We start from the raw sequence: 26489 nt of genomic DNA, 5'->3' as shown, positions 1-26489 counted from the left end.
GCCGCGCAGCGAACCGACCGGCGCGTCGATCCGGCACACCGCCCTGGGGCGGGCGCCGCACCGACGCGCCGGGTGGGGTCACAGCGGGCGGCAGAGCAGGGCGTCGGGGGTCTTGCCCTTGGCCCAGGCGCCGGTGAAGGCGACGCCGGCCGCGTACTCGTCCTCGGCGCACTGGCCCTTGAGGTTGCCGTGGGCGAACTCGCCGCCGGGGGCGCCGGGCGGGAGGTTGTCGGCGCGGTCGAACCAGACCGTGCGGCCCGTCGTGGGCAGGGCGCGGGAGGCCGGGGCGCACAGCACGCCGGAGGTCTGTTGGGTGCGGACGGCGTAGCCGATCAGGAACTGGTCGCGCGGGCACTGGAACTTGGTGTACCCGCCCGCCCAGTCGCCCTGCTGGACGAAGCGTTCGTCCTTCACGGTGGTGAACGCGCCGGTCGGGGCGAGGAGGCCGGGGGCCCGCGCGTCGGTGCACAGGCCGCGGCCGTCGCGGTGGGAGAGGCCGACGAGTCGTTGTCCGTCGGGGCAGACGCCCTTGCGGGCGCCGGAGTCCCAGTCGCCGGCGGCGCGGGCGCGCCGTGACCGCACGGCGTCGGCGTGGTCGAGGTTGAGCATGTTCCACCGCTCGGTGGTCGGGATCGGCCCGGTGCGGGAGGGGGCGCCGACGAGGCGGTTCCAGTGCGGGGCGCGCCAGTCGGCCCCGTCGAGGACCCCGGAGCGGCGGCCGGCGGTGTCGTAGTCGAGGAGTTTCCAGTCCCCGTGGCCGGTGAACCCGACCAGGGGCCAGTAGGCGAAGTCCGTGTCGTTCTCGACGAGGTAGTCGACGAAGTTCCCGAACCAGGTGCGGGCCTGCGGGTTGTTCTCGCCCGCGCCGATGCCGAACTCGCTGATCCACACGGGCGCCGTGTAGTGCCGGCCGGTGTCGGCGGCCACGTAGAGGGCCTGGCCGCGCAGGGTCGCGAACAGGTCCTCGCGCGAGAGTTCCTGGTAGCGCCAGTCGTGGGTCTCGCCGGCGCCGGTGGCCCCGGTGTGCCGGGGGCCGGTGTAGCCGTAGAAGTGGGCCGAGTAGACGAGTTTGTCGGAGGCGACGAGGGTGTGCGAGAGGGTGCGCACGGGTTCCAGGGTGGGGCGTCCGTGGGGCAGGCCGTCGGCGGGGATGCCCTGCCAGTTGATGCCCTCGACGATGATCAGCAGGTCGGGGTTGGCCTCGGTGAGGATCCGGTCGGCCAGGCGTTGGGAGGCGGCCCACCAGTCGTGGTCGTCGCCCCCGTTCCAGTTCGCGTCGTCGGTGACGGTGCGGCGCACCTCGTTGTAGAGGTCGGCGCCGACGACCCGCTTGTCGTCCTTGTAGCGCTTGGCCAGCATCAGCCAGTCGGCCTCCCACTGGGCGGTGCTCTGGCCGGTGTTCCAGCGTTCGTTGCCGTCGAGTCCGCAGCAGAAGCGGGAGGTGTTGGTGTGGTTGTTCAGCACCACCGCGAAGCCCTCGGAGGTCGTGGCGGCGATCACCGAGTCGAGCACCTGGAGGGGGGTCTTGCCGCGCAGGTGCGGGTTGGCGGCGACGGAGGCGTCGGACACGGGACGGGTGTCGTGCAGCATCTCGTTGGAGTAGGGCAGGCGGACGCTGTTGAGGCCGAGCCGGCGGAAGTCGGCGAGGATCGTGGCCACGGGTGCCCGGTCCAGGCCCAGGGGCATCTGGTCGGCCTTCTCGGCGTCGTGGTGGTTCGCGGGGTCGTCGATGTTCCCGGAGCCGTTCCACGATCCCTGCGCGCCCTGCCAGTTGCCCGATCTGAGTTTGAAGCGGTTGCCCTCGGCGTCCACGACGTACCGGCCGCGGGTGCTGAGCGGGGGCTTCCAGTCGGCCGCCGGGGCGGCCGTGCCGGGGGCGGGGGCCGGCACGGGGTCGGGCGCGGGGGCGGCGCCGGAGGGCGCGGCGAGCGTCCCGGCGAGCAGGCCGCCGAGGAGCACCGCGCCGAGGAGGGTCTTCTTCATGGGGTCCTTCGCGGGCCGGGGGGCGACGTGTTCACATGTGTGGACGTCGGGCCCTGCTGTCGAGCGGTCGGACGCATTGAACCGGCAAGCGCGCGGCGGACGACAGCGTTCCGCCGGCGCCCCGCCCACCGCCCCGCCCCGGCGTGCCCGCCCCCACCGCTCACTCCCGGGGTTCGGCCCAGTAGGCGGTCCGGACCAGGCCGGCCTCGAACTCGTGGCGCGGCAGGCCGATGCCCAGGGCCTCTTCCAGGGCGTGGAAGTACAGGGCGAACTCGTCCGTGAGCTCCGGATGGTCCATCTCGGCGCGGCGCAGGGCCCGGTTGACGAAGTCCAGTTCGCCGGTGCGCGGGTGCGGGGCGCGGCCCCGGTCGTACCAGATGAGTTCGAAGACGCCCTCGTCGTCGTCGAGGCGGCGGCCGTGCCGTATGTGGTCGACGGTGTAGATGGCCTTGGCCATGGTCGCGGACAGGAAGACGCTCTCCTCGATCCCGAGCGCCGCGTACGCCTCCTTGTCGGCGTAGGCGCCCGGCGGGGTCTCGTGGTGCAGCAGGTAGGTCCACGCGCCGACCTGTCCGAAACAGCAGCTCTTCCACTGCCGGTCCTGGTGGGTCCGGCCGTCGTCCGGGGCCCACAGGTCCTTGAGGCGGGTGCCGTTCGCGACCTGCTCCGGGTCGGCCCCGTACAGCAGGGCCAGGGATTCGGGGTCGACGCTGCGTCCGGGTGCGGCGCGGTGGAAGACGAGCTCCGTGTACGGGTGTTGCTCGCGCCAGGTGCGGGCGATCCAGGCGAACCCGTCCAGGGGGTCGCGTCCGCAGGGCGCGGGGGTCTCCGTCGCGTCCAGGGAGCCGGTGCGGAACCGGGCGCCCCAGGTCGGGTCGATCCGTTCCAGCGCGAGCGCCGTCTCCTCGGGGGCGGCGCGCCGGCCCAGCGCGGCCTCGGCGATCAGGTACAGCGCCCGGTCGAGATCGCGGGTGGCGAGGAGTTCCCGCCAGGGGCCGTCGTGGACGCGCGCGGTGCCGTCCGCCTCCAGCAGCACGCAGGGGGCAGCATCCTCCTCCGTCTCGGCGTGCTCGGACCATCGGTCCACCTCGTCCTCGGTGTGCACCAGGAGCGGCGGCGGCAGGTCGCGGAGCGGGGGGTGCGCGGCGGCGGCCTCGCGCCAGGCCGCCGCGAGGGTGTGTTCGGTGATCGTCATGACGTCAGGGTAGGGAGGGGCACCGACAACGCGGCTCACAACCAGGGGGGTTGTCTCGTCAGGAGGGGTGAGCGGGCGACGGGCGCCCGCCTGCCAGGGAGTGGTCACCACCATGAAGACACCGTCCGCCGGGACCCTGCGCGTCGTCCACGCGATCGCGCTGCTCGCCACCGGCCTCCTCGCCGGGGCCTTCGGCTACGGGGCGGCCAACCTCGTCCCCACGTTCAACGCCGTGCCGTTGGAGACGCGTCTGTCGTTCCACGCCGAGCTGATGAAGACCAACGGGATCACCATGCAGGCGGCCATGGCCGTGTCGACCGTGGGTTCCCTGGCCCTGGCGGTCCTGGCCCGGGGCCGTACGCGGCTCGCGGCCGGCGCGGCGGCCCTGCTGACCCTCGGGTCCTTCCTGATCACCCGGCTCGGGAACGTGCCGATCAACGGCCGGATCAAACAGTGGGCCCTCGGCCCGGTGCCCGCGGACCACGCGGAGATCCTGCGCCGCTGGGAACTCTTCAACGACCTGAGGACGCTCACCGCCCTCGCGGCCTTCACCCTCCTCGTCCTCACGGCCCTCGGCCGCGTCGAGGCCCGTTGTCAGTGCGGGAGCTCAGGATGACCCCCATGACCGAGAACAGTGCCCTGCTCACCCCTGCCGCCTACGTCGAGGCCGTCACCGGCGCCGTGGCGGCGTCGGCCGCGTACTACGGCGACGGGACCACCCCGCTGGGGGACGACGAGTACGACGCGTTGCTGCGTGCCATCGCCGCCTACGAGGAGGCCCATCCGGAGGAGGTGCGCGCCGATTCGCCGACCGGGAAGGTGGCCGGCGGCGCGGTCGGGGGCGACGTGCCGCACACGGTGCCCATGTTGTCGTTGGACAACGTCTTCGACGCCGCGGAACTCGACGAGTGGGCGGCCGGGTTGGAACGGCGGCTGGGGCGTCCGGTGGCCGGCTGGTGCGTGGAGCCCAAGCTGGACGGGCTGGCGATCGCGGCCCGGTACCGGGGCGGGCGGCTGACGCGGGTGCTGACCCGGGGCGACGGGCTGGCCGGTGAGGACATCACGCACGCGGCCGACGCCGTGCTGGGCCTGCCGGCCGTGCTCACCGAGCCGGTGGACGTCGAACTGCGCGGCGAGGTGCTGCTGACGACGGCCCAGTTCGAGGAGGCCAATCGGATCCGGCTCGCGCACGGGGCGACGCCGTTCGCGCATCCGCGCAGCGGGGCGGCCGGCACGCTGCGGGCGAAGGACCGGCCCTACCGGATCGAACTCACGTTCTTCGCCTACGGCGCGATCGGCCTGGACGAGCTCGGGCACACCGCCCTGCTGGAGACCCTGGCGGCGCTGGGCGCGCACACGGCCGCCGGCACGGCCGCCGCGCCGATGTACTGCGAGAGCCCGCAGCGGGTGCGGGAACGCGTCGACGCGATCGCGGCCCTGCGCGCCGAGTTGCCGTTCGGCATCGACGGGGTGGTGGTCAAGGCCGACGCGGCCGCCGACCAGCGGGACGCGGGCAGCGGCTCGCGCGCCCCCCGGTGGGCGGTGGCACGGAAGCTGGCGGCCGAACACAAGGTGACGCGGCTGGTGGCGGTGGAGTGGAACGTCGGCCGCACCGGCATCATCGCCCCGCGCGCCGTGCTGGAGCCGGTGGTCATCGACGGGGTCACGGTCACGTACGCGACCCTGCACAACCCGGCCGACATCGGCCGCCGGGACCTCAGACTCGGCGACCGGGTGTTCGTGCGGCGCGCCGGCGACGTGATCCCCCGGGTCGAGGCTCCGTTGACGGAGGAACGCACCGGCGCCGAGACCCCGATCGTGTTCCCCGAGGTCTGTCCGCGCTGCGGGGACGCGATCGACACCTCCGAACAGCGCTGGCGGTGCGTGCGCGGACGGAACTGCCAGGCCGTGGCCTCGGTGATCTACGCGGCCGGGCGGGACCAGCTCGACATCGAGGGCCTGGGCGGCACCCGGGCGGTGCAGTTGGTGGAGGCCGGCCTGGTCAAGGACCTCGCCGATCTGTTCACGCTGACCCGCGAGCAGCTCTTGGGGCTGGAGCGGATGGGCGAGACCAGCGCGACGAACCTCCTCGCCGCGATCGAGACCGCGCGGGCCGCCGCGTTGAACCGGGTGTTCTGCGCCCTCGGCGTCCGCGGCACGGGCCGCACGATGTCCCGACGGATCGCCGCGCACTTCGGATCGATGGACGCCATCCGGGCCGCCGACGCCGAGGCCCTGGCGGAGGTGGACGGCATCGGCGTCGAGAAGGCCCGCGTCATCGCGGCCGAACTCGTGGAACTCGCCCCGCTCCTGGACCGACTCCGGGCCCAGGGGGTGGGCACGGCGGTCACCGCGCCCCGGGCCCCCTCGGGCGCCGGGCCCGAGGCGGCGGACGGCGCGGAGGGCTCCGGCGGCGCGGGCGAGGCGGCCGGGCCGTTGGCGGGCGAGGCCGTGGTGGTGACCGGATCGATGACGGGCCCCCTGGCAGCCCTCTCGCGCACCGAGATGAACGAGCTGATCGAGCGGGCCGGAGGGAAGGCGTCGTCGTCGGTGTCCAAGCGCACCACGCTGCTCGTCGCGGGGGAGAAGGCCGGGTCCAAGCGGGCCAAGGCCGAGGAGTTGGGCGTGCGCGTGCTCGGCCCGGAGGAGTTCGCCGCTCTCGTCGTCGACCTCCTCCCCCGCGACTGAAGGGGTGTGGGAGGGCGGGGGTCAGATGCCGGCGAGGACGCGGCCGGCCTCACCGGCCGCGGTCAGGGCGCGGGCGTGCTGCTCGGCGGCGATGTCCTTGAGGGCTTCCATGCCGGGGGTGGTGGCGGCGAGGGTGAGCTCGCGCTTGACGAGCGTGAGCTCCGCCTGCCACACGTCGGCGAGGATGCGCTCCAGGTAGGGGGTGGAGTGGTCCCAGCCCTCGCGCGGGGTGCCGGGGCCGTAGCCGCCGCCGAGGGTGGTGACCAGCAGGGTGGGGGTGCCCTGGAGGAGGGGGGTGGTGGGGCCGGCGCCCGCGATGACGAGATCGGCCCAGGTCTTGAAGTGCTGGGAGACGCCGAAGTTGTAGAAGGGGACGGCGAGGATCGCGGCGTCGGCGGCGCGGAGTTCCTCGGCGAGTTCGGCGGCCAGGGCGAGGGCGGTGAGCTGGGCCGGGGTGCGCGCTTCCTCGGGGGTGAAGGAGGCGGTGGTGGCGAGGGCCCAGGCGTCGGCGGGGAGGGGTTCGGTGCCGAGCCGGCGCCGGGTGACGGTGCCGTCGGGGTGCGCGGCGCGCCATTCGGCCTCGGCCTTGTCGGCTATCTCGGCGCTCGTGGAGGTGGTGGGCAGGATGCTGGCGTCCAGACGGAACAGGTTCACGGCGTGGTCCTCACGAGAGACATGGGAGTGGCAAAGGGGGAACGGGCCGGTGGCGTGGTGGCCTCGGTCCTTCCACTCGACAGCCTAAACGGACTTCACCCCGTTTACTATTCCGCACGATAGATTTGAGCCGTGACCCCTTCTGTCGTGCCCTTCGGAAAGCCGCGTGCCGAGCGCGCCGACGCGGTCCGCAATCGCGTGCACCTGCTGGAGACCGCCCGCGAGATGATCGCGGAGTACGGCGTGGAGAGCCTGACGATGGACGGGCTGGCCGAACGCGCCGGGCTCGGCAAGGGCACCGTCTTCCGCCGCTTCGAGACCCGCGCCGGGATCTTCCGGGCGCTGCTGGACGACGTGGAGACGCGGTTCCAGCAGCAGGTCCTCTCCGGTCCCCCGCCCCTGGGGCCGGACGCCGACCCGGTCGCCCGCCTCGTCGCCTACGGCCGGGCCCGGATCTCGTTCCTCCTCGAACACCGGGCCATCGCCCGCGCCGGCATCGACCGCAACCCGTCCCACCCGGTCGTGTCCGTGTCCCAGGTGCACATCCGCATGCTGCTCGGCCGGGCCCGGGTGCCGATGCCCGACCTCGACGGCCTCGCCGTGCAGCTCACGGCGGCGCTGGAGGGCCCCGTGGTGCTCTACCTGTCGATGAGCGAGGAGAGCGGCCCGCCGGCCGGCGAGGTCGAGCGCCTCCTCACCGACAGCTGGCAGGCCCTGATCGAACGCATCGCCCGCTGAGGCCAGGGGTCACGGAGGGTGGGGCTCAGAGGGGGGTGAGGGTCGTGGGGTGGTTGAAGTGGGTCACGGCCTCCGCGCCGAGACTCTTGATGAGGATGCCGGCGCCCAGGGCGATGCCGACGACGGAGACGGCGTCGCCGGCGAGCAGGCCGATCGCCCCGTTGAGGGCGAGGACGGCGCCGTAGACCACCGCCCCCAGGCGCACGCCCCGGCCCCCGGCGCGGAAGCGGGCCGCGAGGACGAAGCCCGCGGCGGCGAGGACGAGGGTGATGCCCCCGCTGAGGATCAGCGCGGCCGGCCGGAGGCCGGTGGCGTGCGGGCCCTGCCCGGTGTGGACGACGGCGGCGGTCACCATGTAGAGGACCCCCGCGACGGCGTTGAGGGCGCCGGCCGCGAACAGCGCCGTGCGCGTGCCCCGCAATCCGCGCGGCAACCGCGCGTCCCGCGGGATGGGGAGGGGCGTGCTGCCGGGATGCATGGGGTCCTCTGGGTGGGGCGTGATCGGTGCGACGGGCCGTACGGGTCGCCGGCGGGGCGAAAACGACGCTACTCCTCGCACGGAACGAGGCGCGCACCGATGGTCCCGCCCTTCAGTGCCTTTCGCCTCCTGCGCCGGGCTCGAACGGGGGTCGGGCCTGGGGCGCGGTCGCGGATTCCCGGGGCCGGGTCGCCGCGGAGGGTCACTAGGCGGGTGTGTGGGGCGCCGGTGGGACGGGCACCGGGGTCAGCCCGCGACTCGGTCGAGGTGGGTGGTGGGGGTGGTGGCGTGGCGGTGGTGTTCCTCGCGGGCGGCGTCGAGCAGGCGACGCCAGGAGGTGACGAGGGGCCGCCGGCGCAGCAGGGCCCTGCGTTCGCGTTCCGTCATGCCGCCCCAGACGCCGTGCTCGATCCTGCGGTCGAGGGCGTGGGCGAGGCATTCCGTGCGCACGGGGCAGCCGGCGCACACCGCCTTCGCCTGGTGTTGGGCGGCGCCGTCAACGAAGAGGATGTCGGGGTCGAGGCCGCGACAGGCGGCGCTGACGATCCATTCCCGGTGACGTTCCGACGACCCCATGGATGATGCCCCTTCTCCCCGGGCCTCGTGACGGCCCCGTGCGTTCTGACAGCAGGTGTCGCGACGATAGGACAAGCGGATCGGTGGACAAACGTCTCACGGCGGGAGATGACCCGATCGGGTGAACCCGTCCGATTCCGAGCCCGAGCCCCGGCCGGGGGTGCGAACGGGCGGGGCTCGGCGGCGGGCAGGCACCGGGTCGGCGTGCGGTCAGCCCGTGATCGAGAAGAAGATCGCGCCGTCGGGGGCCCACCACCAGGCGCCCTCGCCGTCCTTCCACTCCGAGGCCCAGCCGTCCAGGGCCTCCGTCAACAGGCCCAGGTCGTAACGAAGGTCGGCGTCGATCGCGTCGTGCACCGCGCGGTACGCCTCGATCGCCGGGACCGCCTTCGCCAGCGGCCAACTGCCTATTTCCGGGGAGCCGTCGGTGGGGTACGGGACGGGGAACGGGACCTCGTCGGCCCATCCGCTGTACACGTACTGGTACGGCAACAGGTCAGCGGGCACCCCGAGTTCGGCCAGGGCCTTGTCGAGGACGCCGAAGAAGGTGCTCGGGCTGCGGTAGCTGCCCAGGGTGTCCGGGTCGCTCGCGTTGTGGTCGATGACGATCTGGAGGGCCGTGTGGTAGGCGCATCCGGCATGCTCCGCGTCCGACTCGGCGCGACCGGCGAACAGGCCCTCCAGGGCCTTCGGCACCGACAGTCCCCAGTCCACCCCCTGCCGGTCCAGGTCGTCCTGACGGTCCGCCGCCGCCTCCCGCATCAGACCCATGAGTCGCGTCTCGTCCTCGGTCGGCTCGACGACGGGCAGGAAACGCAGGACGCGGCCGGGGTTGGCCATGCTGTAGTTCACGACTTTGCTCATGGACCGCATGGTGCCAGGCCCCTCCGACAGGCCGTCTAGACCGCCCCGCGCCCTCGGGCGGCGTCCACCCGCAGGGCCAGGGCGGTCGCGACGGCGCCCGCCCCCTCCCACAGGCCGACCCCGAGGAAACCGGCGGGGGCCCGGCCACCGAGCACGGCGAGGGTGAAGACGGCGCAGGTGAGCAGCCGGAACGGCACGGTCCAGCGGAAGAAGGGCCGCCAGTCGGAGGCGGCGGCCAGCAGGTAGTAGACCCCCATGTTGAGCGCGGCCATGGACGAGGCCGTCGCGAAGACCACCGTGTGGTCACCGGCCGCGCGCCCGCCCACCGGCGCGGTGGGAAAGCCCATCAGCCGGATCAGGACCTCGGGCGAGATCAACCCCACCACCCCCAGGGCGGCGGCCAGGAAGCCGAAGACCGCCATGGTCCAACCGGCCGAGGAACGGGGCAGGGGACGCAACGGGACTCCTTCGCGGACGGCGGGCGTCGGGGGCGTGAGGTGCGCGGGGCCCGACGTTACCCGGACGGGCCGCCTCCCGGGAGGGGTGGGACGGCTGCCGCGGCCGGGTCAGCCCCGGGTGTGGAGGGCGAAGCCCGCGCGGCCGGCGGGTTCGAGTCCTTCCCTCAGGCGCAGGGAGGGGATCTCGTAGTCCCCGAAGTTCTGCCGGCGGAAGGGGATCGGCTCGGTGGTCTCCAGGGCGAGGAGCCGCTCCCGCCACGCCGCCGCGATCGCCGGGTGATCGGCCTCCGTGGTGCGGTCGGTGCCGTGGAGCACGAACGGGGGCAGCACGTCGAGTCCCGGGTAGTAGAGGATGCCGTGGTGGATGGGGAAGAGGACGTCCTCGATGGGGCCGTTGATGCCGCGGTCGGAGTAGTGGGAGGCGGGGCCGCCGACCGTGACCGAGAGCATCGCCCGCCGGCCGGCGAGGGTGCCCTCGCCGAAGCGCTCCCCGTACTTGGTGTCGCTGTGCTCGCCGACTCCGTAGGCGAAGTGGAAGGTGAACACGCGGTCCACCCAGCCCTTGAGGATCGCGGGCATCGTGTACCACCACAGCGGGAACTGGAAGATGATCGTGTCCGCCCACAGCAGCTTCTCCTGCTCGGCCCGGACGTCCTCGGTCAGGGTTCCGGCGTCGAAGGCCCGGCCCGAGTCCCGGGCGACCTTCAGCGGGGAGGAGGCGTGCGGGCCGTAGTCGGCGGCGTCCACGACGGCCTTCCAGCCCATCCGGTACAGGTCGCTGACCCGCACCTCGTGCCCCGCCTCCGTCAGGGTCGTGACGGCGATCTCGGTCAACGAGCCGTTCAGGGAGTGCGGTTCCGGGTGGGCGTGGACGATGAGGGTCTTCACGGGGAACTCCTGCGGGTGTCGGGAGGGCGTCGGCCGGGGCGGCCGGTCGGGAACGTCCCGATCCTGCGGGTTCGAGGGCGCGGCGTTCAGGGGCGTGACTTCCTCGGACCGGACTTCCTGGTACCGACAGGGCCGGCCGGGCGCGCGGGTGCCTTGGGCATACTCGTGGGCATGGACGATCTCGCGGGTTTCCTTCGCACACGACGCTCCCGGATCGACCCGGCGAGCGTGGGCATACCGCTCGACACCCGGCGTCGGGTGCGCGGGCTGCGGCGCGAGGAGGTCGCGCACCTGTCCGGCGTGAGCTTCGACTACTACGTGCGCCTGGAGCAGGGGCGCGCCAACCAGCCCTCCGAGCAGGTCCTCGACGCGCTCGGCAGGGTCCTGGAGCTGGACGCCACCGAACGCGAGCACCTCGGGCGGCTCGCCCGGCAGCCCCGGCCGCGTGCCCGCGCCAACGGCGGGCGGGTCCGTCCGGAGGTGGCCCGGGTGCTGGACCTGATCTCCGGCGCGCCCGCGTTCGTGATCGACCACCGGCTCGACGTCGTGGCCGCGAACCCCCTCGCCCGGCTCCTGTTCGGCCGGTCAGTGCCCGGCATGAACACCGCGCGGCACATCTTCCTGGACGAGACCGAACGCGGTCTGTACGCGGACTGGGAGTCCTGCACCCGCGACGTGGTCGGCCACCTCCGGCTGGCGGCCGGCACCCACCCGGACGACACCCGGCTCGCCACCCTCATCGGGGAGTTGTCCATGGGCAGCGAGCGCTTCCGCCGGCTGTGGGCCCGCGCGGACGTGCGGGCGCGCGCGCACGGGCGCAAGGCGTACCGGCACCCCATGGTCGGGCTCCTGGAGCTGCATCAGGAGAACTTCGCGCTGCCCGACAACCCCGGCATGGAGATGATCGTGCTGTCCGCCGCCCCCGGCACCGCGGCGCAGGACGGTCTGCGCCTGCTCGCGTCCCTCGAAGCGGACCCCGACACGGGCGCGAGCACCGCGGCGCCGGCCGGGCTCAGGGGACGATGAGGACCTTGCCGCGGATCCCGCCGGACTCGCTCAGGCGGTGCACCTCGGCCAGCTCGGTCAGCGGGCGGACCTCGCCGACGTCGATGCGGACGACGCCCGCGTCGACGAGTCCCACGAGCTCCGACAGTTGCGCGCGGTCGTTGCGCGCCACGAAGTGCATGGCGCTCACTCCGGTGTCGGCGGCCGGTTCGACCGGGGTCGCGATCGAGACGATCCGTCCGCCCCGCCGCACCAGGGGGACCAGGGCCTCGGCGGCCGGCGGGGCCAGCGGGACCAGGTTGAGCAGGAGGTCGACGGGGGCGTCGAGCGCGGCGGCCAACGGGCCCGCGGTGTGGTCGATCACCCGGTCCGCCCCGTGTTCCCGGACCGCCGCCGCGCTCCGGGGGCCGGCCGTCGCGAGGACCTCCGCGCCGGCGTGTTTGGCGAGCTGGGTCGCGAAGCCCCCGACCCCGCCGCCCGCCCCGTTGACCAGGACCCGCTGACCGGGCCTCGTCCCGCCGTGCTCGAAGACGGCCTGCCAGGCCGTCAGCCCGGCCACGGGCAGGGCGGCGGCGTACGCGAGGGGGACGGAGCGGGGTGCCGGGACCAGCAGGTCGGCGGGGACCGACACGTACTCGGCGGCCGCGCCCCCGCCGTCGAACCGGCCGACGACCCGGTCGCCGACGGCCGGGCCCGTCGTGCCCGGGCCTCGTGCGACCACGGTGCCGGCCACGTCCCAGCCCGGCGCGTAGGGCAGCGGCACGGGCAGGAAGGCGCGGAGCAGTCCGGCCCGCTGGGCGGCCTCGGTGGGGTTGAACGAGGTCGCGGCCACCCGCACGAGCACCTCGCCGGGGGCCGGGCGGGGGCGGGGGACGACCTCGGTGCGGATCACGGCGGGGCCGCCGTGGGCGTGGACGCGGGCGGTCCTCATGGTCGGGTCGGGATTCTTCCGCTGATTCGTCATGCCCTGAACCTATGGGCGCTCGGCGAGACGAACCATGCGCGTGAAGACCCCGGTTCATGCGTGAGCGTCTCGCGCCCGTACGCTCGGCCCACATGGACGTACTGAGCGACGTGATCGCCGTGACGCGCACCGGTCTGCCCCGCTCGGCGCACGTGGTGTGGCACGCGCCGTGGGGGCAGGAGTTCGCCGGCGTGCCCGGGTCGGCGGGGTTCCAGGTGGTCCTGCGGGGTTCCTGCGTGCTGCTGCCGGCGGGCGGGGAGCCGGTCCGACTGGGCGCGGGCGACGTGGTGTTCCTGCCGCACGGCAGTGGGCACACCCTGGCCGACGACGTCGACGGCCTGGCGACGGCCGCCGCCTGCGGCCCCGGGGACCCTCGTCCGGTGCACGTGTCGGACCGGGTCGATCCGAGCGGCCGGGGTGGTCCGGCCACGGCGTTGCTCTGCGGGGCCTACCGGCTCGACCCCTCCCGCGCGCACCCGTTGCTGCTGACCCTGCCGGACGTGCTCCACCTGCCGGCCCGGCCCGACCGGGATCCGCGGTTGCGGGCGGCGATCGACCTGTTGGCGGCCGAGGTGGAGAACCCGGGTCTGGGCACGGACGCGGCGGTTCCGGCGTTGTTGGACACCCTGTTGCTGTACGTGCTGCGCGGGTGGTTCGGCGAGGAGTCGGCGCGGGGCGCGGGCACGGGGTGGGCCGCCGCGTTGAACGATCCGGTGGTCTCGGCGGCCCTGCACGCCGTGCACCGGGATCCGGCGGCGCCGTGGACGGTGGCGGGGCTCGCCGCGCGGGCGGGGATCTCGCGGGCGCCCTTCGCGCGGCGTTTCGCCGCGTTGGTCGGTCGGCCGCCGCTGGCGTATCTGACCTGGTGGCGGATGACGACGGCGGCGCGGCTGCTGCGCACGTCGGACGCGCCGTTGCGGATCGTCGCCGCTCGGGTGGGCTACGCCTCCGAGTTCGCGTTCGCCCACGCGTTCAAACGGGCCCACGGGATCGCTCCGGGGGCGTACCGGCGGGCGGGCCCGTGAGGTGACGTGTCCTCGAATTCCGCTTCATGCGGGCTTATTTCGGTCGGACTGTCTGAAAAGCGTCTTTCAGGGCGGTGGTTCCGGTGCCCAGAGTTGGTCCGGACCACGCGGAGACGCCGCGTGGCGGTAGCGAGAGGACCCCTGTCCCGTGACACGAATATCCCGGAAGCGATTGACGAGCGCGCTGCTTCCGCCGACCGTCGTGGCCCTGGTCCTCGCCCTGACGCCGTCCGCCGACGCCGCGCCGGCCCCCGCCAAGCCGACCTACGGCGACCTGGTCGTGAACGGCTCCTTCACCGGCTCGTCCACCGGCTGGTGGAACGGCCCGGGCACCACGATGGCCGCGACGGGCGGGGCCCTGAAGGTGGGGGTGGCCGCGGGCACCGCCAACCCCTGGGACGCCGTGGTGGGCCAGGACGGGCCGCTGCTGCGCAAGGGCGTCGCGTACACCCTGTCCTTCGACGCGAGGGCCTCCGCCGCCGGCACCCGGATCCGTTCCACGGTCCAGCTCGGAGCGGCACCCTGGACCGCGCCGCTGGACCGCACGGTCGAACTCGACACCGCGAACCGGCGCTTCACCTTCTCGTTCGTGTCCACCGTGGACGCGCCCGCCGGGCAGGTGACCTTCCAGGTCGGCGGCCGACCCGCCGCCGTGGACGTGACCTTCGACAACGTCGAACTGACCACCTCCACCGCCCGGGAGGGCTTCTACGTCGACCCGAACAACAACGCCGCGACCTGGGTGGCCCAGAACCCCGGCGACCCGCGCGCCGCGCGGATCCGCACCGAGATCGCCGAGAAGGCCGCGGTGAAGTGGTTCGGGGACTGGACCAAGGACGTCACCGGGGAGGTCTCCGCCTACACGACGGGGGCCGCCGCGACCGGGAAGGTGCCGGTCCTGGTCGCCTACAACATCCCCGGCCGCGACTGCGGCGGCTCCTCGGGCGGCGGCAGCGCGGACGCCGTCGCCTACAAGAAGTGGATCGACGCCTTCGTGGCCGGGATCGGGGACCGGCCGGCCGTGGTGATCCTGGAGCCTGACGCGGTGGCCCAGTCGGCCGACGCCTCCTGCATCTCCGGTGACCGCCTGGAGGCCCGCTTCGACATGCTGTGGTACGCCAACCAGCACCTGAAGGCCCAGAACCCGCTGGTCAAGACCTACCTGGACGCCGGCAACGCCGGGTGGACCACGAACCCCGGCGGCATCGGCCTCGCCAGGATGGCCTACCTGCTGAACCGTTCCGGCGTCTCGATGGCCCAGGGCGTCTCCGTGAACGTCTCCAACTTCGACGACGACGCGATCTCCGACGACTACGGCCGCAAGCTCACGGACCAGGTCTTCCGCGACTTCGGCGTCCGCTCCACCTGGGTCGTGGACAGCGCCCGCAACGGCAACGGCGGGTGGAGGACGCCCGGCGACCCGAGCAGCGGGCACGTGGGCTACTGCAACCCGACCAAGCGCAAGCTCGGGATCCCCTCCCGGCTCGGGAACGGGACGGCGGCCGAGGCGTACCTGTGGATCAAGCACCCGGGCGACTCCGACGGCGACAAGGCCGGCGAGTGCCCGGCCGGGTCGCCGAAGGCCGGGGCCTTCTCCCCCGAGCTGGCCACCGCGCTCATCGAGGGTCGCTGACCGGAGGCCGACGACGGCCCCCCACGCCCCCGCACGCCTCCTCGCCCTCGGCGGGGGTGTGCGGGGTCAGCGTCCGTTGACACGCAATCACCCATTGGGGTGAGAGATCACCCGGACAAGGTCACGCAGAGTTACGGTGGGTGATGTGTCTACCACCGACTGTGCACCCGATCCCTCCGTCCTCCTCGACCCCGCCCCTGCCACCGGTGATCCCGCCGACGGCGTGACCAAAGGCGAACCCGCGGGCCTGACCGCGCTCCGACGCGACCTGGAGGCCGGCGGGGTCCACGGCATCGCCGTCACGGTCGTGGACAACGCCGGCATCACCCGGGTGAAGGGGGTGCCGGTGGCCCGGCTGGCGGACGCGGTGACCTCGGGCGTCGGCTACCCGCCGGTGTACGACGTGGCCCTGGTCGACGACTCGTTCACGAACAGCGCGCACATCGGCGGGCCGATCGGGGACATGCGGATGGTCGCGGACCCGGAGCGGCTGACCGCGCTCGCCGCCTCCCCCGGCTGGGCCTGGGCCCCGGCCGACCGCTACGAGCAGTCCGGCGCGCCGTACGCGGGCTGCCACCGACTGTTCGCCCGACGGATGACGGAACGGGCCCGAGAGGCGGGTCTGGAACTGCGGGTGGGCTTCGAGACGGAATGGACGGTGACGCTCTCCGAGGAGGACTCGGCGAGCCCCTTCCACGGCCCCGGTCACGGCATGGCGCGGTTGACGGCGGCCGGCGGGTACGCGGCCCGGATCCTGCGGGCCCTGCGTTCCCAGGGCGTGGACGTGCTCCAGCTCCACCCCGAGTACTCGCCGGGGCAGTTCGAGCTCTCCACCGCCCCGACGGACCCGGTACACGCGGCCGACCTGGTGGTGCTGGTGCAGGAGACCGTGCGGGCCGTCACCCGGGCCGAGGGCTGGGTCGCCAACTTCGGTCCGGTGGTGCGGATCGGCGAGGTGGGCAACGGGCGGCACGTCCACTTCAGTCTCTGGCGGAACGGCGTGAACCTGTGCCACGCGCCGGACCGTGCGGTCGGCATGAGCGAACCGGCCGAGTCCTTCGTCGCCGGGGTGCTGAGCGAGTTGCCCGCGATGTCGGCGATCGGCAATCCCAGCACGGCCGGCTACCTGCGGCGGGGCCCGCACACCTGGTCCGGCGCGTACGCGTGTTGGGGGGTGGAGAACCGGGAGGCGGCGGTGCGGTTCATCCCCGGCGACCCGCGCCGGCCGGCCACCGCCAACGTGGAGGTCAAGTGCTTCGACGCGGCGGCCAGCCCCTACCTGGTGGTCGGCTCCGTGGTCGCGGCCGGGTTGGCGGGGCTGGCGGAGGGCCTGGCGCTGCCCGACCCCGTCGTCGGGGACCCGGCGGAGGCCGACCCGCGGATCGCCCCGCCCCTGCCGGTGACCCTGGCCGAGGCCGTGGCCCGGTTCCGCGCCTCCGACGTGCTGCCGGCGGCCCTGGGCGTGCCGCTCGCCGAGGCCCTCTTGGCCGTCCGAGAGGGGGACATCGCGCTCTTCGCCGACGCCGAACCCCAGGCGATCGCCGACGCGACCCGACACCGGTACTGACTCGGGGAGGGGAGGGAGAAGGGGAGGGGGAAGGGCCGGTCAGGGGCCGGTGACGGCGAGGGTGAGGCCGAGGAGGATCAGGGCGACGCCGCCGGCCGCTCCGATGCCCGCGAGCCGCCCGGGAGAGGCCGCGAACCAAGTGCGGGCGGCGGAGGCGCTCAGACCCCAGGCCGTGTCACAGACCAGGCCGATCCCGGCCGGGATCAGGCCGAGGGTCATCATCTGGAGCGGGACGGCACCCGCGCCGGGGTCGACGAACTGGGGCAGGACCGCGGCGAAGAAGATCAGCCCCTTGGGGTTGGTGGCCCCCACCAGCAGCCCGTCCAGGACCGTGCGCAGGTCCCCGCGCCGCTCCTGCGCGTCGGCGGTCGGCGCGGCGCCCGTGTCGTGACGGTGTCGCACGGCCCGCACGCCGAGGTGCACGAGGTACGCGGCGCCGGCGAGCTTCACGACGGTGAGGAGGGTCGGCGAGGCGTTCACCAGGGCGCCCAGGCCGAGGGCGACGGCGAGGACGAGGCAATAGCAGCCCAGCAGGTTGCCGAGGACGGTGGCGAGGGCGGTGCGGCGGCCGTGGGCGAGGGCGCGGCCCACGACGAAGAGGACGCTGGGGCCAGGGATCGCGATGACGACGAGGGACATCGCGGCGAAGGCGAGGAGGCTGTCGTTGGTGACCATGGGACGGGGTTCCTGAAGTGGGCGTGGGGGCGTGGCGGGCACGAGGGCGTGCGCGGCGGGGCCGCGGGGTGCGCGTCCGGTGCTGGAAGGGGGTGAGACGGGTGGGGCCGGATCCGGTGTCGAGCCTCATCGACGGGCGGGGCCGGGATCAACTGATTGTGCAATCCTGCAATCGTGATCACGCTGCGTTTCACCGAGTCCGCCGAGGAGGACATCGCCTTCTCCGTCTCCCCGCTGCTGGAGGCCGCGTACTCCTGGCACGTGCTCGCCGATCCCGGGCACCACGCGCTGCACGTGCCGTGGGTGCGGCGGTGCCGTCGGCTGCCGGACGGGTTGCGGCGCCGGTTGCGGGAGCGGAGCTTTGTGGTGGCCGACTACGTGCCCGCGTTCTTCGAGTGCCGGGCCGACGACCACGACGCCGATTTCACGGACCGGGTCGCGGCCGTGCGCGCCCTGCCGGCGGACGTGTTGGCCGCCGAACTCGTGCGGACCCTGGTGGACACCACCCGGCACACCGGACGGGACGTGGTCGAGGAGCCCCGGGTCCGGGCCGAGGTCTTCGCCGAGCTGCGAGAGCGGGACCCGGGACGGGCGGAGCGGCTGGGCGAGGTCCTGGACGATCCGGCGGGGGTCGTGGAGGAGGTGCTGGCCGTCCTGGAGGACTACTGGGAGGCCGCGTTCGAAGAGGAATGGGAGCGGGTCGAGCCCTCCTTGTACGCGTCGATCGCGTGGGCGGGGGACCGGATCGCCCGGGAGGGCCTGTTCCCGCTGTTGCGCACGCTGGTGCCGCAGATCCGCATCGACCCGGGCCGCCGACTCCTGCGGCTGGACCGGCCGCACGACCACGACATCGACGTGAGCCGGGAGCGGCCGGTCACGTTCACGGCGGGCCACTACACGTGGCCCCACGTGCGCGTCACCTGCGACGATCCGTGGCCGGTGCGGATCGCGTTCCCGGCGCTGCCGCTCACCCCGGCCGCCGTGGCCCGGCCCGCCGGGCACGCGGACACCCTGACGGCCCTGCAGGCCCTGGCGGCGGCGCCCCGGCTGCAGATCGTCGCGCACCTGGCGGGCCACGCCCGCAGCACCCGGGAGCTCGCCTCGTTGCTCGGGCTGTCCGCGTCCGTGGTCTCGCGTCATCTGCACCAGCTGACCCGGGCGGGGCTGACGACGACCCGGCGGGACGGCTACTACGTGCTGTACTCCCTCGACGCGGCCCGGCTGGAGGAGATCGCGGGCGCGCTGGTGGCCCTGGGGTCCGGGACGTCCCCGGCCCCCTGAGGGGCGCCGTGCCGGGTCGCGGCTATTCGGGCGGGAGGGCTCCGCGCCAGACCGTGACGTCGAGCGTCACGTAACTGGCGGCCTCCTTCGGGCCGGAGGTTCCCTGGTAGACGACCAGGGCCAGGTTGCCCGAGTCGGTCCGCACGCAGATCTCGGCGCCCTTCGAGAGGATCTCCTTCTCGATGGAGTTGGTGAAGCGGGTGACGCCGCGGCAGGTTTCGAGGGAGCCCTTCTCCTCGGAGTCCAGGAGCACGAACGTGGCATCGTCGTACGACCGGAACGTGCAGTCACGCCCGCAAGACAAGTACATGTCATCGCCCAGCCCTCGACGGGGTACGAGTGGGTCGTCGCCCAGCTCGATCCGGTGGTTGAAGGGCAGTTCGAGGCCCGGGTAGGACGCGGGCTTGGGGTCGGTACGGGGGCGGGGGCTCGTGTTGTCCGTTCCTGCGCCGGACCCGCCGAACGTGCCGGATTCGGCGGATTCGGCGGACGCCGCGGCGCGGCGGTTCTCCTTGGTCGCGGTGATCCCCACCGCCACGCAGCCGCCGGCGAGCAGCATGAGCGCGCCGACGATGGAGCCGAGCACGATCAGTACGCGGTTGCCGCGCGAGCGGGCCGGGGGCGGGCCGACGAAGTACGGGACGGGCCTCGGCGGGTGCGGGACGCGGGTGGGTGCCGGGGGTGTGGCGTACGCGGGGTGCGGCGGCGGCCCGAAGCCCGGGAGGGGGTGGTGGCCCGGCACCGTCGCCCTCGGCACGGGCACGGGCGGGTGGGGCGGGGCCGGGCGGTGGCTCGACGGGGCGGTGCGGGTGGGCGGCTCCGAGGGCATCGGGGGCGCCGGCGCCGGTGGTGCGGGTGGGGTGCCCCCGGCGGGGGTCACGGTCATCGTGGGCACGTACTCCCCTGGCGCCGGGACCGGGTTCGGGATCGCGTCGTGCAGGGCGGTGATCTCCGCGGCCACCGCGTCCGGGAGCCAGTCTCGCGCCGCTCGCGGTCGTTCGGCGGCGGCGCCGGTACCGGTGCCGGCCCGGCACAGGTCGAGGAGTTGGGCCGGGGTGGGCCGCTCCGTCGGGTCCTTGGTCAGGCAGCGTGTGACCAGGGGCCGCAGTTCCTCGGGCAGTCCCGTCAGGTCGGGTTCCTCGTGCACGATGCGGTAGAGCACGCCGTGCGAGGGCCCGTCCCCGTAGGCGGGCGCGGCCAGGGCCGCGTACGCGGCGAGTTGGCCGAGGGCGAACACGTCGGTGGCGGGTCCGACGCGCCGGCCGGCCGCCTGTTCCGGTGACATGAAGGACGGGGTGCCGATCGCGACCCCGCTCGCCGTCAGGGAGGTGGTGTCGGCGGCCCGGGCGATGCCGAAGTCGATGACGCGGGGGCCGTCGGGGGCCAGCAGCACGTTGGACGGTTTGAGGTCGCGGTGCACGACGCCCGCGTCGTGGATGCTCCGGAGCGCCTCGGCGATGCCCGCCACGAGGGTCAGGACGGTGTGGGTGGGCAGGGCGCCGTGTCGGGCGACGGCCGCCGCGAGGGTGGGCCCGGGCACGTAGGCCGTGGCGAGCCACGGGGTCGGTCCGGTCGCCCCGGCGTCGATCACGGGCGCGGTGTACGGGCCGTGGACCCGTTGGGCGGCGCTCACCTCCTGCGCGAACCGGCCGCGGAATCCCGGGTCCTCGGCGAGTTCCGGACGGATCACCTTGATCGCCACGGGTCGACCGCCGGGGGTGTGCGAGAGGTAGACCTTTCCCATGCCGCCCGCGCCGAGTCCGGCGGCGAGGCGGTATCCGGCCACCGTCCTCGGATCCTCTCCCGTCAACGCTCTGAAGTACGCCGTCGGGGCCGCTGTGTCGCTCGCCCTGTCGCTCATCGGCCGCCCCCCGTTTCCGACCTCGCCCACCCCGGTGCTCCCCCCTCGTGCCGGGGCTCCCCGGAGCCCCGTGATCTTGCGTCGGGTGACGCTACCAAGGGCCGGTCCGCCGCACCCGGGCGAGGATCGACAGCCCCACCCCGTCCGTACCTCGCTGACCTGCGCTTTCGCGTACGCGCACCGGTGCGGGCGACGCCGTCGGGCGGGGTGTGGGGGACGGAATGGCCGGTACCGCGGTGCGGGCCGGCGCGGAATCGACCTGCGGAGGCGGCGGGTCGGGTCCGCTTCCGCCGACATGCCGGCGCGGGCTTCCGAGGGGGCTGCGGCATCGGCGGGAGAAGGGGGCGACACGGGGCGGGGATGCGGGGCGGGGGGTGGGGGGAGCGGGAGGGTGGGTGTCGGTCGTCGGTGAGGTGGGACGGAAGGGCGGTCGCGGGTGGCGCACGCGGCGGGGGACGCGGTCCCCGGGGCGGGACGGTCGGGGAGCTCCGGGCGGTGGGGCGGGGTCGGGTGGGCGCGGGAGCGGGACGGGCCGTTGCCGGGGTTGTTGTTGGCGTTGACGGTGGTGGCGGGCGCGGTCGACGCGTTCGGGTTCCTGGTGTTGGGGCACGTGTTCGTGGCCAACATGACGGGGAACGTGGTGCTGCTCGCGCTGTCCCTGACCGGTGGTCCGGGGCTGTCCGCCGCGGGTTCCGCCCTCGCCCTGGGCGCTTTCTTCTGCGGGGCCCTGGTGGGCGGGCGGGTGGCGCGGCGGACGGGGCACCGGGGGCGGTTGGTGTTCCGGGCCGGGCTCGCGCAGGCGGTGTTGGTGGGCGGGGCGGGCCTGGCGGTGTTCTTCGCGGGGGTTCCGGGGCCGGGGGCGGGGCGGGCCGCGTTGATCGTGGTGTTGGCGTTCGGGGTGGGCTTGCAGAACGCGGCGGTGCGGGGGTTGGGGGTGCCGGACCTGACGACCACGGTGTTGACCATGACGATCACGGGGATCGCGGCGGACCTGCGCCGGGCCGGTGGGGCGGGGCCGGCGGCGTGGTCGGGGGTGCGGGCGCGGGTCGCGTCGACGGTGTGCCTGTTCGCGGGGGCGGCGGGCGGGGGGCTGGTGATCGGCGCGGGGGCGGCGGCGGGCGCGTTGGCGGGGGCCGTGCTCGTGTTGGCGGGGGTGGTGTGGGTGGCGGGCCGTTCACGGGACGGGCGTGCCCCGTGGACCCGGCCGTCGCGGCCTCCGTCGGCGGGCGTCTGAGCGCACGCGGGACGGGTCGGGCACCGCGTCAGGCGACGGGGCCGGTGACGGGGCCGGTGACGGGGAAGACGGCGCCGGGGGCGGCCCAGTCGATCGGGCCGCCGTAGGTGCGGGCGGCGCGGGCCTTCGCGTCGGCCGGGGTGAGGGGGTGGCCGAGGTGGGTGAGGAGCAGGGCGCGGGCCCCGGCCGCGGTCGCGGTGTGCCCGGCCTGTTCGGGGGTGTGGTGGACCGGGGGCGGCCCGGTGGGGTCCGGGGGTGTGTCGGTGGCGGTGTCGGCCTCGCAGAGGAGCAGGTCGCAGTCGCGGGCGAGGGCGGTGAGGGCGGGGCAGGGGGCGGTGTCGCCGGAGTGGACGAAGGAGCGCCCGTCGGGGGTTTCGGCGCGCAGGGCGAAGGCGGGCATGCCGTGTTCGACGGCGCGGGTGGTCAGCGTGAGCGAGCCGACCCGGGCGGTGGCCCCGTCGGTGGATTCCACGACGGCGAATGCCTGCTCGACGGGGCTGCGGCGGGGGGTGTGGGTGAGGAAGTCGGCGAGCCGGTCGGCGGTGCCGGGTGGTGCGAACAGGGGGATGGGGGCGTCGAGGCGGAGGTCCGCGTGGAGGGCGCCGTAGTAGGCGGTGAGGAGGTCGGCGCAGTGGTCGGCGTGGAGGTGGGAGATCCAGATGGCGTCGACGCGGTCGAGGGGCACGTGGGCGCGCAGGGCGCCGAGGGTGCCGGTGCCGGCGTCGACCCAGATCCGGGTGTCGGCGTGGGAGAGGAGGTAGCCGGAGCAGGGGTTGTCGGGGGCGGGGTAGGGCGTGGCACTGCCCAGGACGGTGAGTTCGAACGGCTCGTCGGTGCGCATCCGGGCATGGTAGGCAGCCCGAGATCCGAGGTCGCGGCCGCGGCCTCGGATCTCGGATCTCGGATCTCGGGGTGGGTCGGGGTCAGCCCGGGGAGCCCACGGCGCAGACCAGGATGGGGCGGGCCCTCGTCGGGTCCAGGGCGTTGCGCACCAGGTGCCAGACGTTGAGGTCGTACGCCTCCCCGATGTGGCCGACCGGGTCCAGCGGGCAGGAGTCCTGCACGTACAGGTTCCGCACCCCGGGTTCGCGGACGAACGAGGTCTCCGGCGGGGTCACGATCTCGTCGTACCGGGAGGTGATCACGGTGTACTCGATGCCGGGCCGGGCCACGGGACCGTCGTTGAGGGCCACGACGGCCGGGCCGCCGGGCATCTCGTCGGAGAGGACCGGCACGCCGACCGCCGCGACGATCCGGTCGAAGGTCTCGCGGCCGATGACCCGGTCGGCGAGGCGGATCAGTCCGGCCGCGTCCGTGCCGTGGGTGGGCGGGGCGATGGCCACGATCCGGCCGAGGCGGTTGTCGATGCCCTGTTTCTTCGCCAGGTACAGGGCCTGGAGGCCGCCTTCGGAGTGGCCCACCACGTCGACCTTCGCGGCCCCGGTGGCCGCCGCCACCCGCAGCACGAACTCCTTGATCTCCACGTTGGACTCGGCGACCGGCTTCAGGCCGCCGACCAGCGGGAATTCGGGATGGGCGCCGTAGGTGAGGGAGAAGGTGCACCAGCCTCGGGCCGCGAGGTCCGCCTGGAGGAAGTTGAGGTCCTCGTACCAGGTGGCGAAGGTGCCGTGCAGGAGCACCACCGGGTGCCGGCCGTCCGCGGGCCGGCAGTCGAAGTCGTTGATCCGGCCGGCCGAGGCGGCCGGCGCGCCCGCGGGCGCCGCGACCGCCGCGGTCGGTGCGGCGGGGTCCGGTTCCGCCGCTCCGGCCACCGCCGTCGGCGTGAGCACCCCCACGCCGAGGGCCACCGCGAGCAGTGCCCGCAGCAGCGGGCCGCGCCGGCGCGCCTGTCGTCGTCCACCCATGGCACACGTCCCTTCCGTTCGTTTCCGTCGGAACGCACACCATCTCGGTCCGGGGCGGGCCGCGTCGCCTGGCAGGACGCGCAGAAGCCTTCCGCCCGCGTTTGTGCACGCCGACAATGCCTCTCGTGCACCCTGCCGCCGCCCTGCTCCCGCACGTGCCCCGGATGGCCGCCGCGATGGCCCGTCGGATCGCCGAGTTGCCCGCCTACCGGGCGTTGCCCTCGGCGGTCCGCGACCACGATCTGGTGGTCAACACGGAGGCGGTGCTGCGCCTGTTCCTGACCACGGCCGCGGAGGGGCGGCCGGCCACGGACGCCGAGCTCGCCGGTCCGATCTCCTGGGGTGCGGAACGGGCCCGCGACGAGGTGCCGTTGGCCACCGTGCTCGCCGTGTACCCGCTCGCGGCGCGGGCCGCCTGGCAGGCGGTGGCCGATGATCCCGCGTCGGCCGGTCCGGTGGATCCGGGCGCGCTCACCGAGGCCCTGCTCGACTTCCTCGGCCGGGTGCTGCCGGCCGTGGCCTCGGCTCACCTGCGGGAACAGCACGAGCTGCGGCGGGGTCACGACGAGGCCCGCCGGGCCCTCACCGAGGCCCTGCTGACCGGCCGCCCGGCCCGGTCCCTGGCCGAACGGCACGGGTTGGCGCTCGCCGAACGGCACGACGTGGTGGCGCTGCACCTGCCGGCGCCGGTGCCCCCGGCCACCGCGACCTCCCTCTCGCGCGCCCTGCGCGGCGCCCTCGCCGAACATTCGGAGGTGCCGGCCGGTCTCACCGACACGGGTGCGGTCCTGCTGGTGCCCCTCCCCCATCCCGGCGGCGCGTCGACCGATGGGGGTGGCGGTCCGGGGCCGGCGGAGCCGATCCCGGAGCGACTGTCCCGGGCCCTCGGCATCCCGTTGTACGCGGCCGCGCACCGCGCCGACTCGCACGGGGAGATCCCGGCCGCCCGGGCCGAGGCCGTCGAACTCCTGGAGCTCGCGCGGCGGCTGCGTCCCCCGAACCGGCTGCACCGGCTCGTCGACCTGGCGGTGGAGCGGCAGTTGACCCGCCCGGGTCCGGCCCGCACGGCGCTGCGCGCCCTCCTCGACCCGCTGCTCCCGCACCCGCACCTGCTCGACGCCCTGCGCGCCTATCTCGCGTTCGCCCACGACCGGGGCGCGGCGGCGGGGGCGCTCAGCATCCATCGCAACACGCTCACCTACCGCCTGGACCGGATCCGGGTGCTGACGGGGCGTGATCCGCGGGATCCGACCGAGGTGGTGCCGTTGGCGGCGGCCCTGACCGTCGTGGACGGCGGCGGTCCGGCGGACTGAGCGGTCCCAGGGTTCAGGCGGTCTCCTCGACGGGGTGTTCCTCCACCGAGTGGGAGTCGGTGAGGCTGAGCGCGCCGCCGGCCGCGATGAGGCCGACGACGACCGCGAGCAGGCCGTAGGCCACGCGTTCGCCGTGGAAGAAGGAGGAGACGAGTTCGCCGCTCCAGGCGCCGTCGGGCAGTCGGGTGGTGACCAGCACGGCGATCAGGGTGCCGATCACGGCGGTGCCGACGCTGGAGCCGACCTCCTGGGCGGTGTCGTTGAGGGCGGCGCCGACGGAGGTGCGGTTGGCGGGCATCGCGTCGACGAGGGCGACCGCGCAGATCGTCATGACGGTGCGCAGGCCGATGGTCATGAGGACCATGCAGGCCGCGATGACGGCGTACCCGTGCGAGACGCCCCAGGCGAGGCCGGCCAGCGCGCCGGCCATGCAGGCGGCGCCGACGAGGCAGGCGACGCGGTGGCCGAAGCGGCGCGCGAGCCATTCGGACAGGGGGGTCGCGGTGAGCATGGTGACGATGATCGGCAGGTTGGCGAGGCCGGCGCGGACCGGGCTCCAGCCGTAGGCGTACTGGAAGTGCAGGATCAGGCCGAACATGACGGCGGCCATCGCGATGGAGGTGCCGATCTGGGCGATGGCGGCGCCGCGCACGGTGCCCTGGGAGAACAGCCTCAGGTCGAGCATGGGGGCCGGGGTGCGGCGTTCGTGGCGGACGAAGGCGATCGCGGCGGCCAGTGCGCCGGCGATCGAGGCGAGGGTGATCGCGGAGGCCCAGCCGTGCTCGACGCCGCTGGTCAGGGCGTAGCAGGCGAAGCCGATGGCGGCGACGCTCAGGGCCGCGCCGGGCAGGTCGAGGGCGTCGCGGGTGAGGTCCTCGGGGCGGTCGGCGGGGACGCCGAGCCGGACGCCGACGCAGGCGATCAGCGCGATGGGGGCGTTGACGAGCAGCAGCCATTCCCAGCCGACGTGGGCGAGGGCGGTGCCGCCGAGCAGCGGGCCGAGGACGAATCCGGACATGCCGACGACGATCATCACCGTCATGGCGCGCATCCGCAGGGCCTTGTCCTCGAACAGGCGGAAGACCAGGGAGTTCGTGATGGGGGCCATGGCGGCGGCGGCGATGCCGAGGGCGGCGCGCAGGGCGATGAGTTCGCCGGTGCCGGTGACGAACACGACGCACAGGCTCAGGGCGCCGAAGGCCGCGAGTCCGATCAGCAGCACGCGGCGGCGGCCGAGGCGGTCGGCGAGGGAGCCGGCGGTCAGGAGCAGGCCGCCGAAGGTGAGGGAGTAGGCGCCGGTGACCCACTGGAGCGCGGTGGTGCCGCCGCCGAGGTCGCGGCCGATGGTGGGCAGCGCTATGGACAGCAGGGTGTTGTCGACCATCTCGACGAAGAAGGCGAGGCAGAGGGCGGCCATGGGGATCCAGGCCGCGCGCAGGGAGGTGTAGGTGCGGGGGGTGGTGCGAGGGGGGTTGGTGTCGGGGGGGCTCAGAGCCATGGGGGGTCCTCTCGATCGAACGCCGTACGAGTATCGAACACCGTAC

General features: G+C 74.2%; 24 protein-coding genes. 10 read left to right on the top strand and 14 right to left on the bottom strand.

Annotated elements, in window-relative coordinates; genetic code table 11:
* Positions 1–78: 78 nt before the first annotated feature.
* Positions 79–1983 carry a glycoside hydrolase family 5 protein gene (locus tag ACN20G_RS34850; RefSeq protein WP_424217266.1) on the bottom strand — a complete coding sequence of 635 codons (1905 nt, stop codon included), beginning with the start codon at positions 1981–1983 and terminating at the stop codon, positions 79–81.
* Positions 1984–2143: 160 nt separating this feature from the next.
* The gene (locus ACN20G_RS34845) at positions 2144–3178 is read right to left on the bottom strand and encodes a hypothetical protein (protein ID WP_424217265.1); all 1035 of its coding nucleotides are present in this window, start codon (positions 3176–3178) and stop codon (positions 2144–2146) included.
* A gap of 112 nt (positions 3179–3290) precedes the next feature.
* Between ACN20G_RS34845 and ACN20G_RS34840 the strand changes: the two genes are divergently transcribed.
* Positions 3291–3794, top strand: coding sequence for an anthrone oxygenase family protein (locus ACN20G_RS34840; protein WP_424217264.1), 504 nt, complete (start codon positions 3291–3293; stop codon positions 3792–3794).
* Positions 3791–5866 (top strand): NAD-dependent DNA ligase LigA, encoded by a 2076-nt coding sequence (gene ligA, locus ACN20G_RS34835; protein WP_424217263.1) that lies wholly within the window; start codon positions 3791–3793, stop codon positions 5864–5866. Before ACN20G_RS34840 ends, ligA begins: the two co-directional genes overlap by 4 nt.
* A 21-nt stretch (positions 5867–5887) precedes the next feature.
* Here ligA and ACN20G_RS34830 read toward each other — a convergent pair whose 3' ends face one another.
* Entirely contained in the window at positions 5888–6520 is a 633-nt protein-coding gene (locus ACN20G_RS34830) for an NAD(P)H-dependent oxidoreductase (protein WP_424217262.1), read from the bottom strand.
* Positions 6521–6652: 132 nt separating this feature from the next.
* Between ACN20G_RS34830 and ACN20G_RS34825 the strand changes: the two genes are divergently transcribed.
* Complete coding sequence (locus tag ACN20G_RS34825) at positions 6653–7258, top strand: TetR/AcrR family transcriptional regulator (protein WP_424217261.1); 606 nt, start codon at positions 6653–6655, stop codon at positions 7256–7258.
* Between the two features lie 25 nt (positions 7259–7283).
* Here ACN20G_RS34825 and ACN20G_RS34820 read toward each other — a convergent pair whose 3' ends face one another.
* From ACN20G_RS34820 to ACN20G_RS34800, 5 genes are all read right to left on the bottom strand, one after another.
* Complete coding sequence (locus ACN20G_RS34820; RefSeq protein ID WP_424217260.1) at positions 7284–7736, bottom strand: hypothetical protein; 453 nt, start codon at positions 7734–7736, stop codon at positions 7284–7286.
* 246 nt (positions 7737–7982) lie between these two features.
* A complete protein-coding gene (locus tag ACN20G_RS34815; protein WP_424217259.1) occupies positions 7983–8312 on the bottom strand; it encodes a WhiB family transcriptional regulator in 330 nt (109 codons plus the stop codon).
* 210 nt (positions 8313–8522) lie between these two features.
* A complete protein-coding gene (locus tag ACN20G_RS34810; protein ID WP_424217258.1) occupies positions 8523–9176 on the bottom strand; it encodes a DUF7691 family protein in 654 nt (217 codons plus the stop codon).
* Between the two features lie 35 nt (positions 9177–9211).
* Complete coding sequence (locus tag ACN20G_RS34805; protein WP_424217257.1) at positions 9212–9634, bottom strand: hypothetical protein; 423 nt, start codon at positions 9632–9634, stop codon at positions 9212–9214.
* Positions 9635–9742: 108 nt separating this feature from the next.
* The gene (locus ACN20G_RS34800) at positions 9743–10522 is read right to left on the bottom strand and encodes an NAD(P)H-dependent oxidoreductase (RefSeq protein ID WP_424217256.1); all 780 of its coding nucleotides are present in this window, start codon (positions 10520–10522) and stop codon (positions 9743–9745) included.
* A 171-nt stretch (positions 10523–10693) separates the two neighbouring features.
* On the opposite strand from ACN20G_RS34800, the gene ACN20G_RS34795 reads away from it, so the two are divergent.
* Positions 10694–11548 (top strand): helix-turn-helix transcriptional regulator, encoded by an 855-nt coding sequence (locus ACN20G_RS34795; protein ID WP_424217255.1) that lies wholly within the window; start codon positions 10694–10696, stop codon positions 11546–11548.
* Here ACN20G_RS34795 and ACN20G_RS34790 read toward each other — a convergent pair.
* Positions 11535–12491 carry an NADP-dependent oxidoreductase gene (locus ACN20G_RS34790; RefSeq protein ID WP_424217254.1) on the bottom strand — a complete coding sequence of 319 codons (957 nt, stop codon included), beginning with the start codon at positions 12489–12491 and terminating at the stop codon, positions 11535–11537. The two genes, ACN20G_RS34795 and ACN20G_RS34790, sit on opposite strands and share 14 nt — an antisense overlap.
* Before the next feature lie 92 nt (positions 12492–12583).
* Between ACN20G_RS34790 and ACN20G_RS34785 the strand changes: the two genes are divergently transcribed.
* The 3 genes from ACN20G_RS34785 (at position 12584) to ACN20G_RS34775 (ending at position 16716) form a co-directional block, all read left to right on the top strand.
* Positions 12584–13516, top strand: coding sequence for an AraC family transcriptional regulator (locus ACN20G_RS34785; protein ID WP_424217253.1), 933 nt, complete (start codon positions 12584–12586; stop codon positions 13514–13516).
* 148 nt (positions 13517–13664) lie between these two features.
* Positions 13665–15149, top strand: coding sequence for a glycoside hydrolase family 6 protein (locus ACN20G_RS34780; RefSeq protein WP_424217252.1), 1485 nt, complete (start codon positions 13665–13667; stop codon positions 15147–15149).
* A gap of 145 nt (positions 15150–15294) precedes the next feature.
* Positions 15295–16716: a glutamine synthetase gene (locus ACN20G_RS34775; protein ID WP_424217251.1), complete on the top strand. Its 1422-nt coding sequence runs from the start codon at positions 15295–15297 to the stop codon at positions 16714–16716.
* A 39-nt stretch (positions 16717–16755) separates the two neighbouring features.
* Here the strand turns inward: ACN20G_RS34775 and ACN20G_RS34770 are convergent, their stop codons facing one another.
* Positions 16756–17391: a LysE family translocator gene (locus ACN20G_RS34770; protein WP_424217250.1), complete on the bottom strand. Its 636-nt coding sequence runs from the start codon at positions 17389–17391 to the stop codon at positions 16756–16758.
* Positions 17392–17565: 174 nt separating this feature from the next.
* On the opposite strand from ACN20G_RS34770, the gene ACN20G_RS34765 reads away from it, so the two are divergent.
* Entirely contained in the window at positions 17566–18672 is a 1107-nt protein-coding gene (locus ACN20G_RS34765) for a DUF5937 family protein (protein ID WP_424217249.1), read from the top strand.
* Positions 18673–18694: 22 nt separating this feature from the next.
* On the opposite strand, the gene ACN20G_RS34760 is transcribed toward ACN20G_RS34765, so the two are convergent.
* Positions 18695–20533 carry a serine/threonine-protein kinase gene (locus ACN20G_RS34760; protein WP_424217248.1) on the bottom strand — a complete coding sequence of 613 codons (1839 nt, stop codon included), beginning with the start codon at positions 20531–20533 and terminating at the stop codon, positions 18695–18697.
* A 436-nt stretch (positions 20534–20969) separates the two neighbouring features.
* Here ACN20G_RS34760 and ACN20G_RS34755 point away from each other — a divergent pair, with 436 nt between their 5' ends.
* The gene (locus tag ACN20G_RS34755; protein WP_424217247.1) at positions 20970–21767 is read left to right on the top strand and encodes a YoaK family protein; all 798 of its coding nucleotides are present in this window, start codon (positions 20970–20972) and stop codon (positions 21765–21767) included.
* Positions 21768–21795: 28 nt separating this feature from the next.
* On the opposite strand, the gene ACN20G_RS34750 is transcribed toward ACN20G_RS34755, so the two are convergent.
* Both ACN20G_RS34750 and ACN20G_RS34745 read right to left on the bottom strand, forming a co-directional pair.
* Entirely contained in the window at positions 21796–22608 is an 813-nt protein-coding gene (locus tag ACN20G_RS34750; RefSeq protein ID WP_424217246.1) for an MBL fold metallo-hydrolase, read from the bottom strand.
* An 82-nt stretch (positions 22609–22690) separates the two neighbouring features.
* The gene (locus ACN20G_RS34745) at positions 22691–23632 is read right to left on the bottom strand and encodes an esterase/lipase family protein (protein ID WP_424217245.1); all 942 of its coding nucleotides are present in this window, start codon (positions 23630–23632) and stop codon (positions 22691–22693) included.
* 125 nt (positions 23633–23757) lie between these two features.
* Here ACN20G_RS34745 and ACN20G_RS34740 point away from each other — a divergent pair, with 125 nt between their 5' ends.
* A complete protein-coding gene (locus ACN20G_RS34740; RefSeq protein WP_424217244.1) occupies positions 23758–24945 on the top strand; it encodes a PucR family transcriptional regulator in 1188 nt (395 codons plus the stop codon).
* 13 nt (positions 24946–24958) lie between these two features.
* Here the strand turns inward: ACN20G_RS34740 and ACN20G_RS34735 are convergent, their stop codons facing one another.
* Positions 24959–26443, bottom strand: a complete 1485-nt coding sequence (locus ACN20G_RS34735) for an MFS transporter (protein ID WP_424217243.1) — start codon at positions 26441–26443, stop codon at positions 24959–24961.
* Between the last annotated feature and the right edge of the window lie 46 nt (positions 26444–26489).

The sequence above is a fragment of the Streptomyces dryopteridis genome (assembly GCF_049606955.1).
Lineage (GTDB): Bacteria > Actinomycetota > Actinomycetes > Streptomycetales > Streptomycetaceae > Streptomyces.
This window is presented reverse-complemented; position numbering and strand designations above follow the sequence as displayed.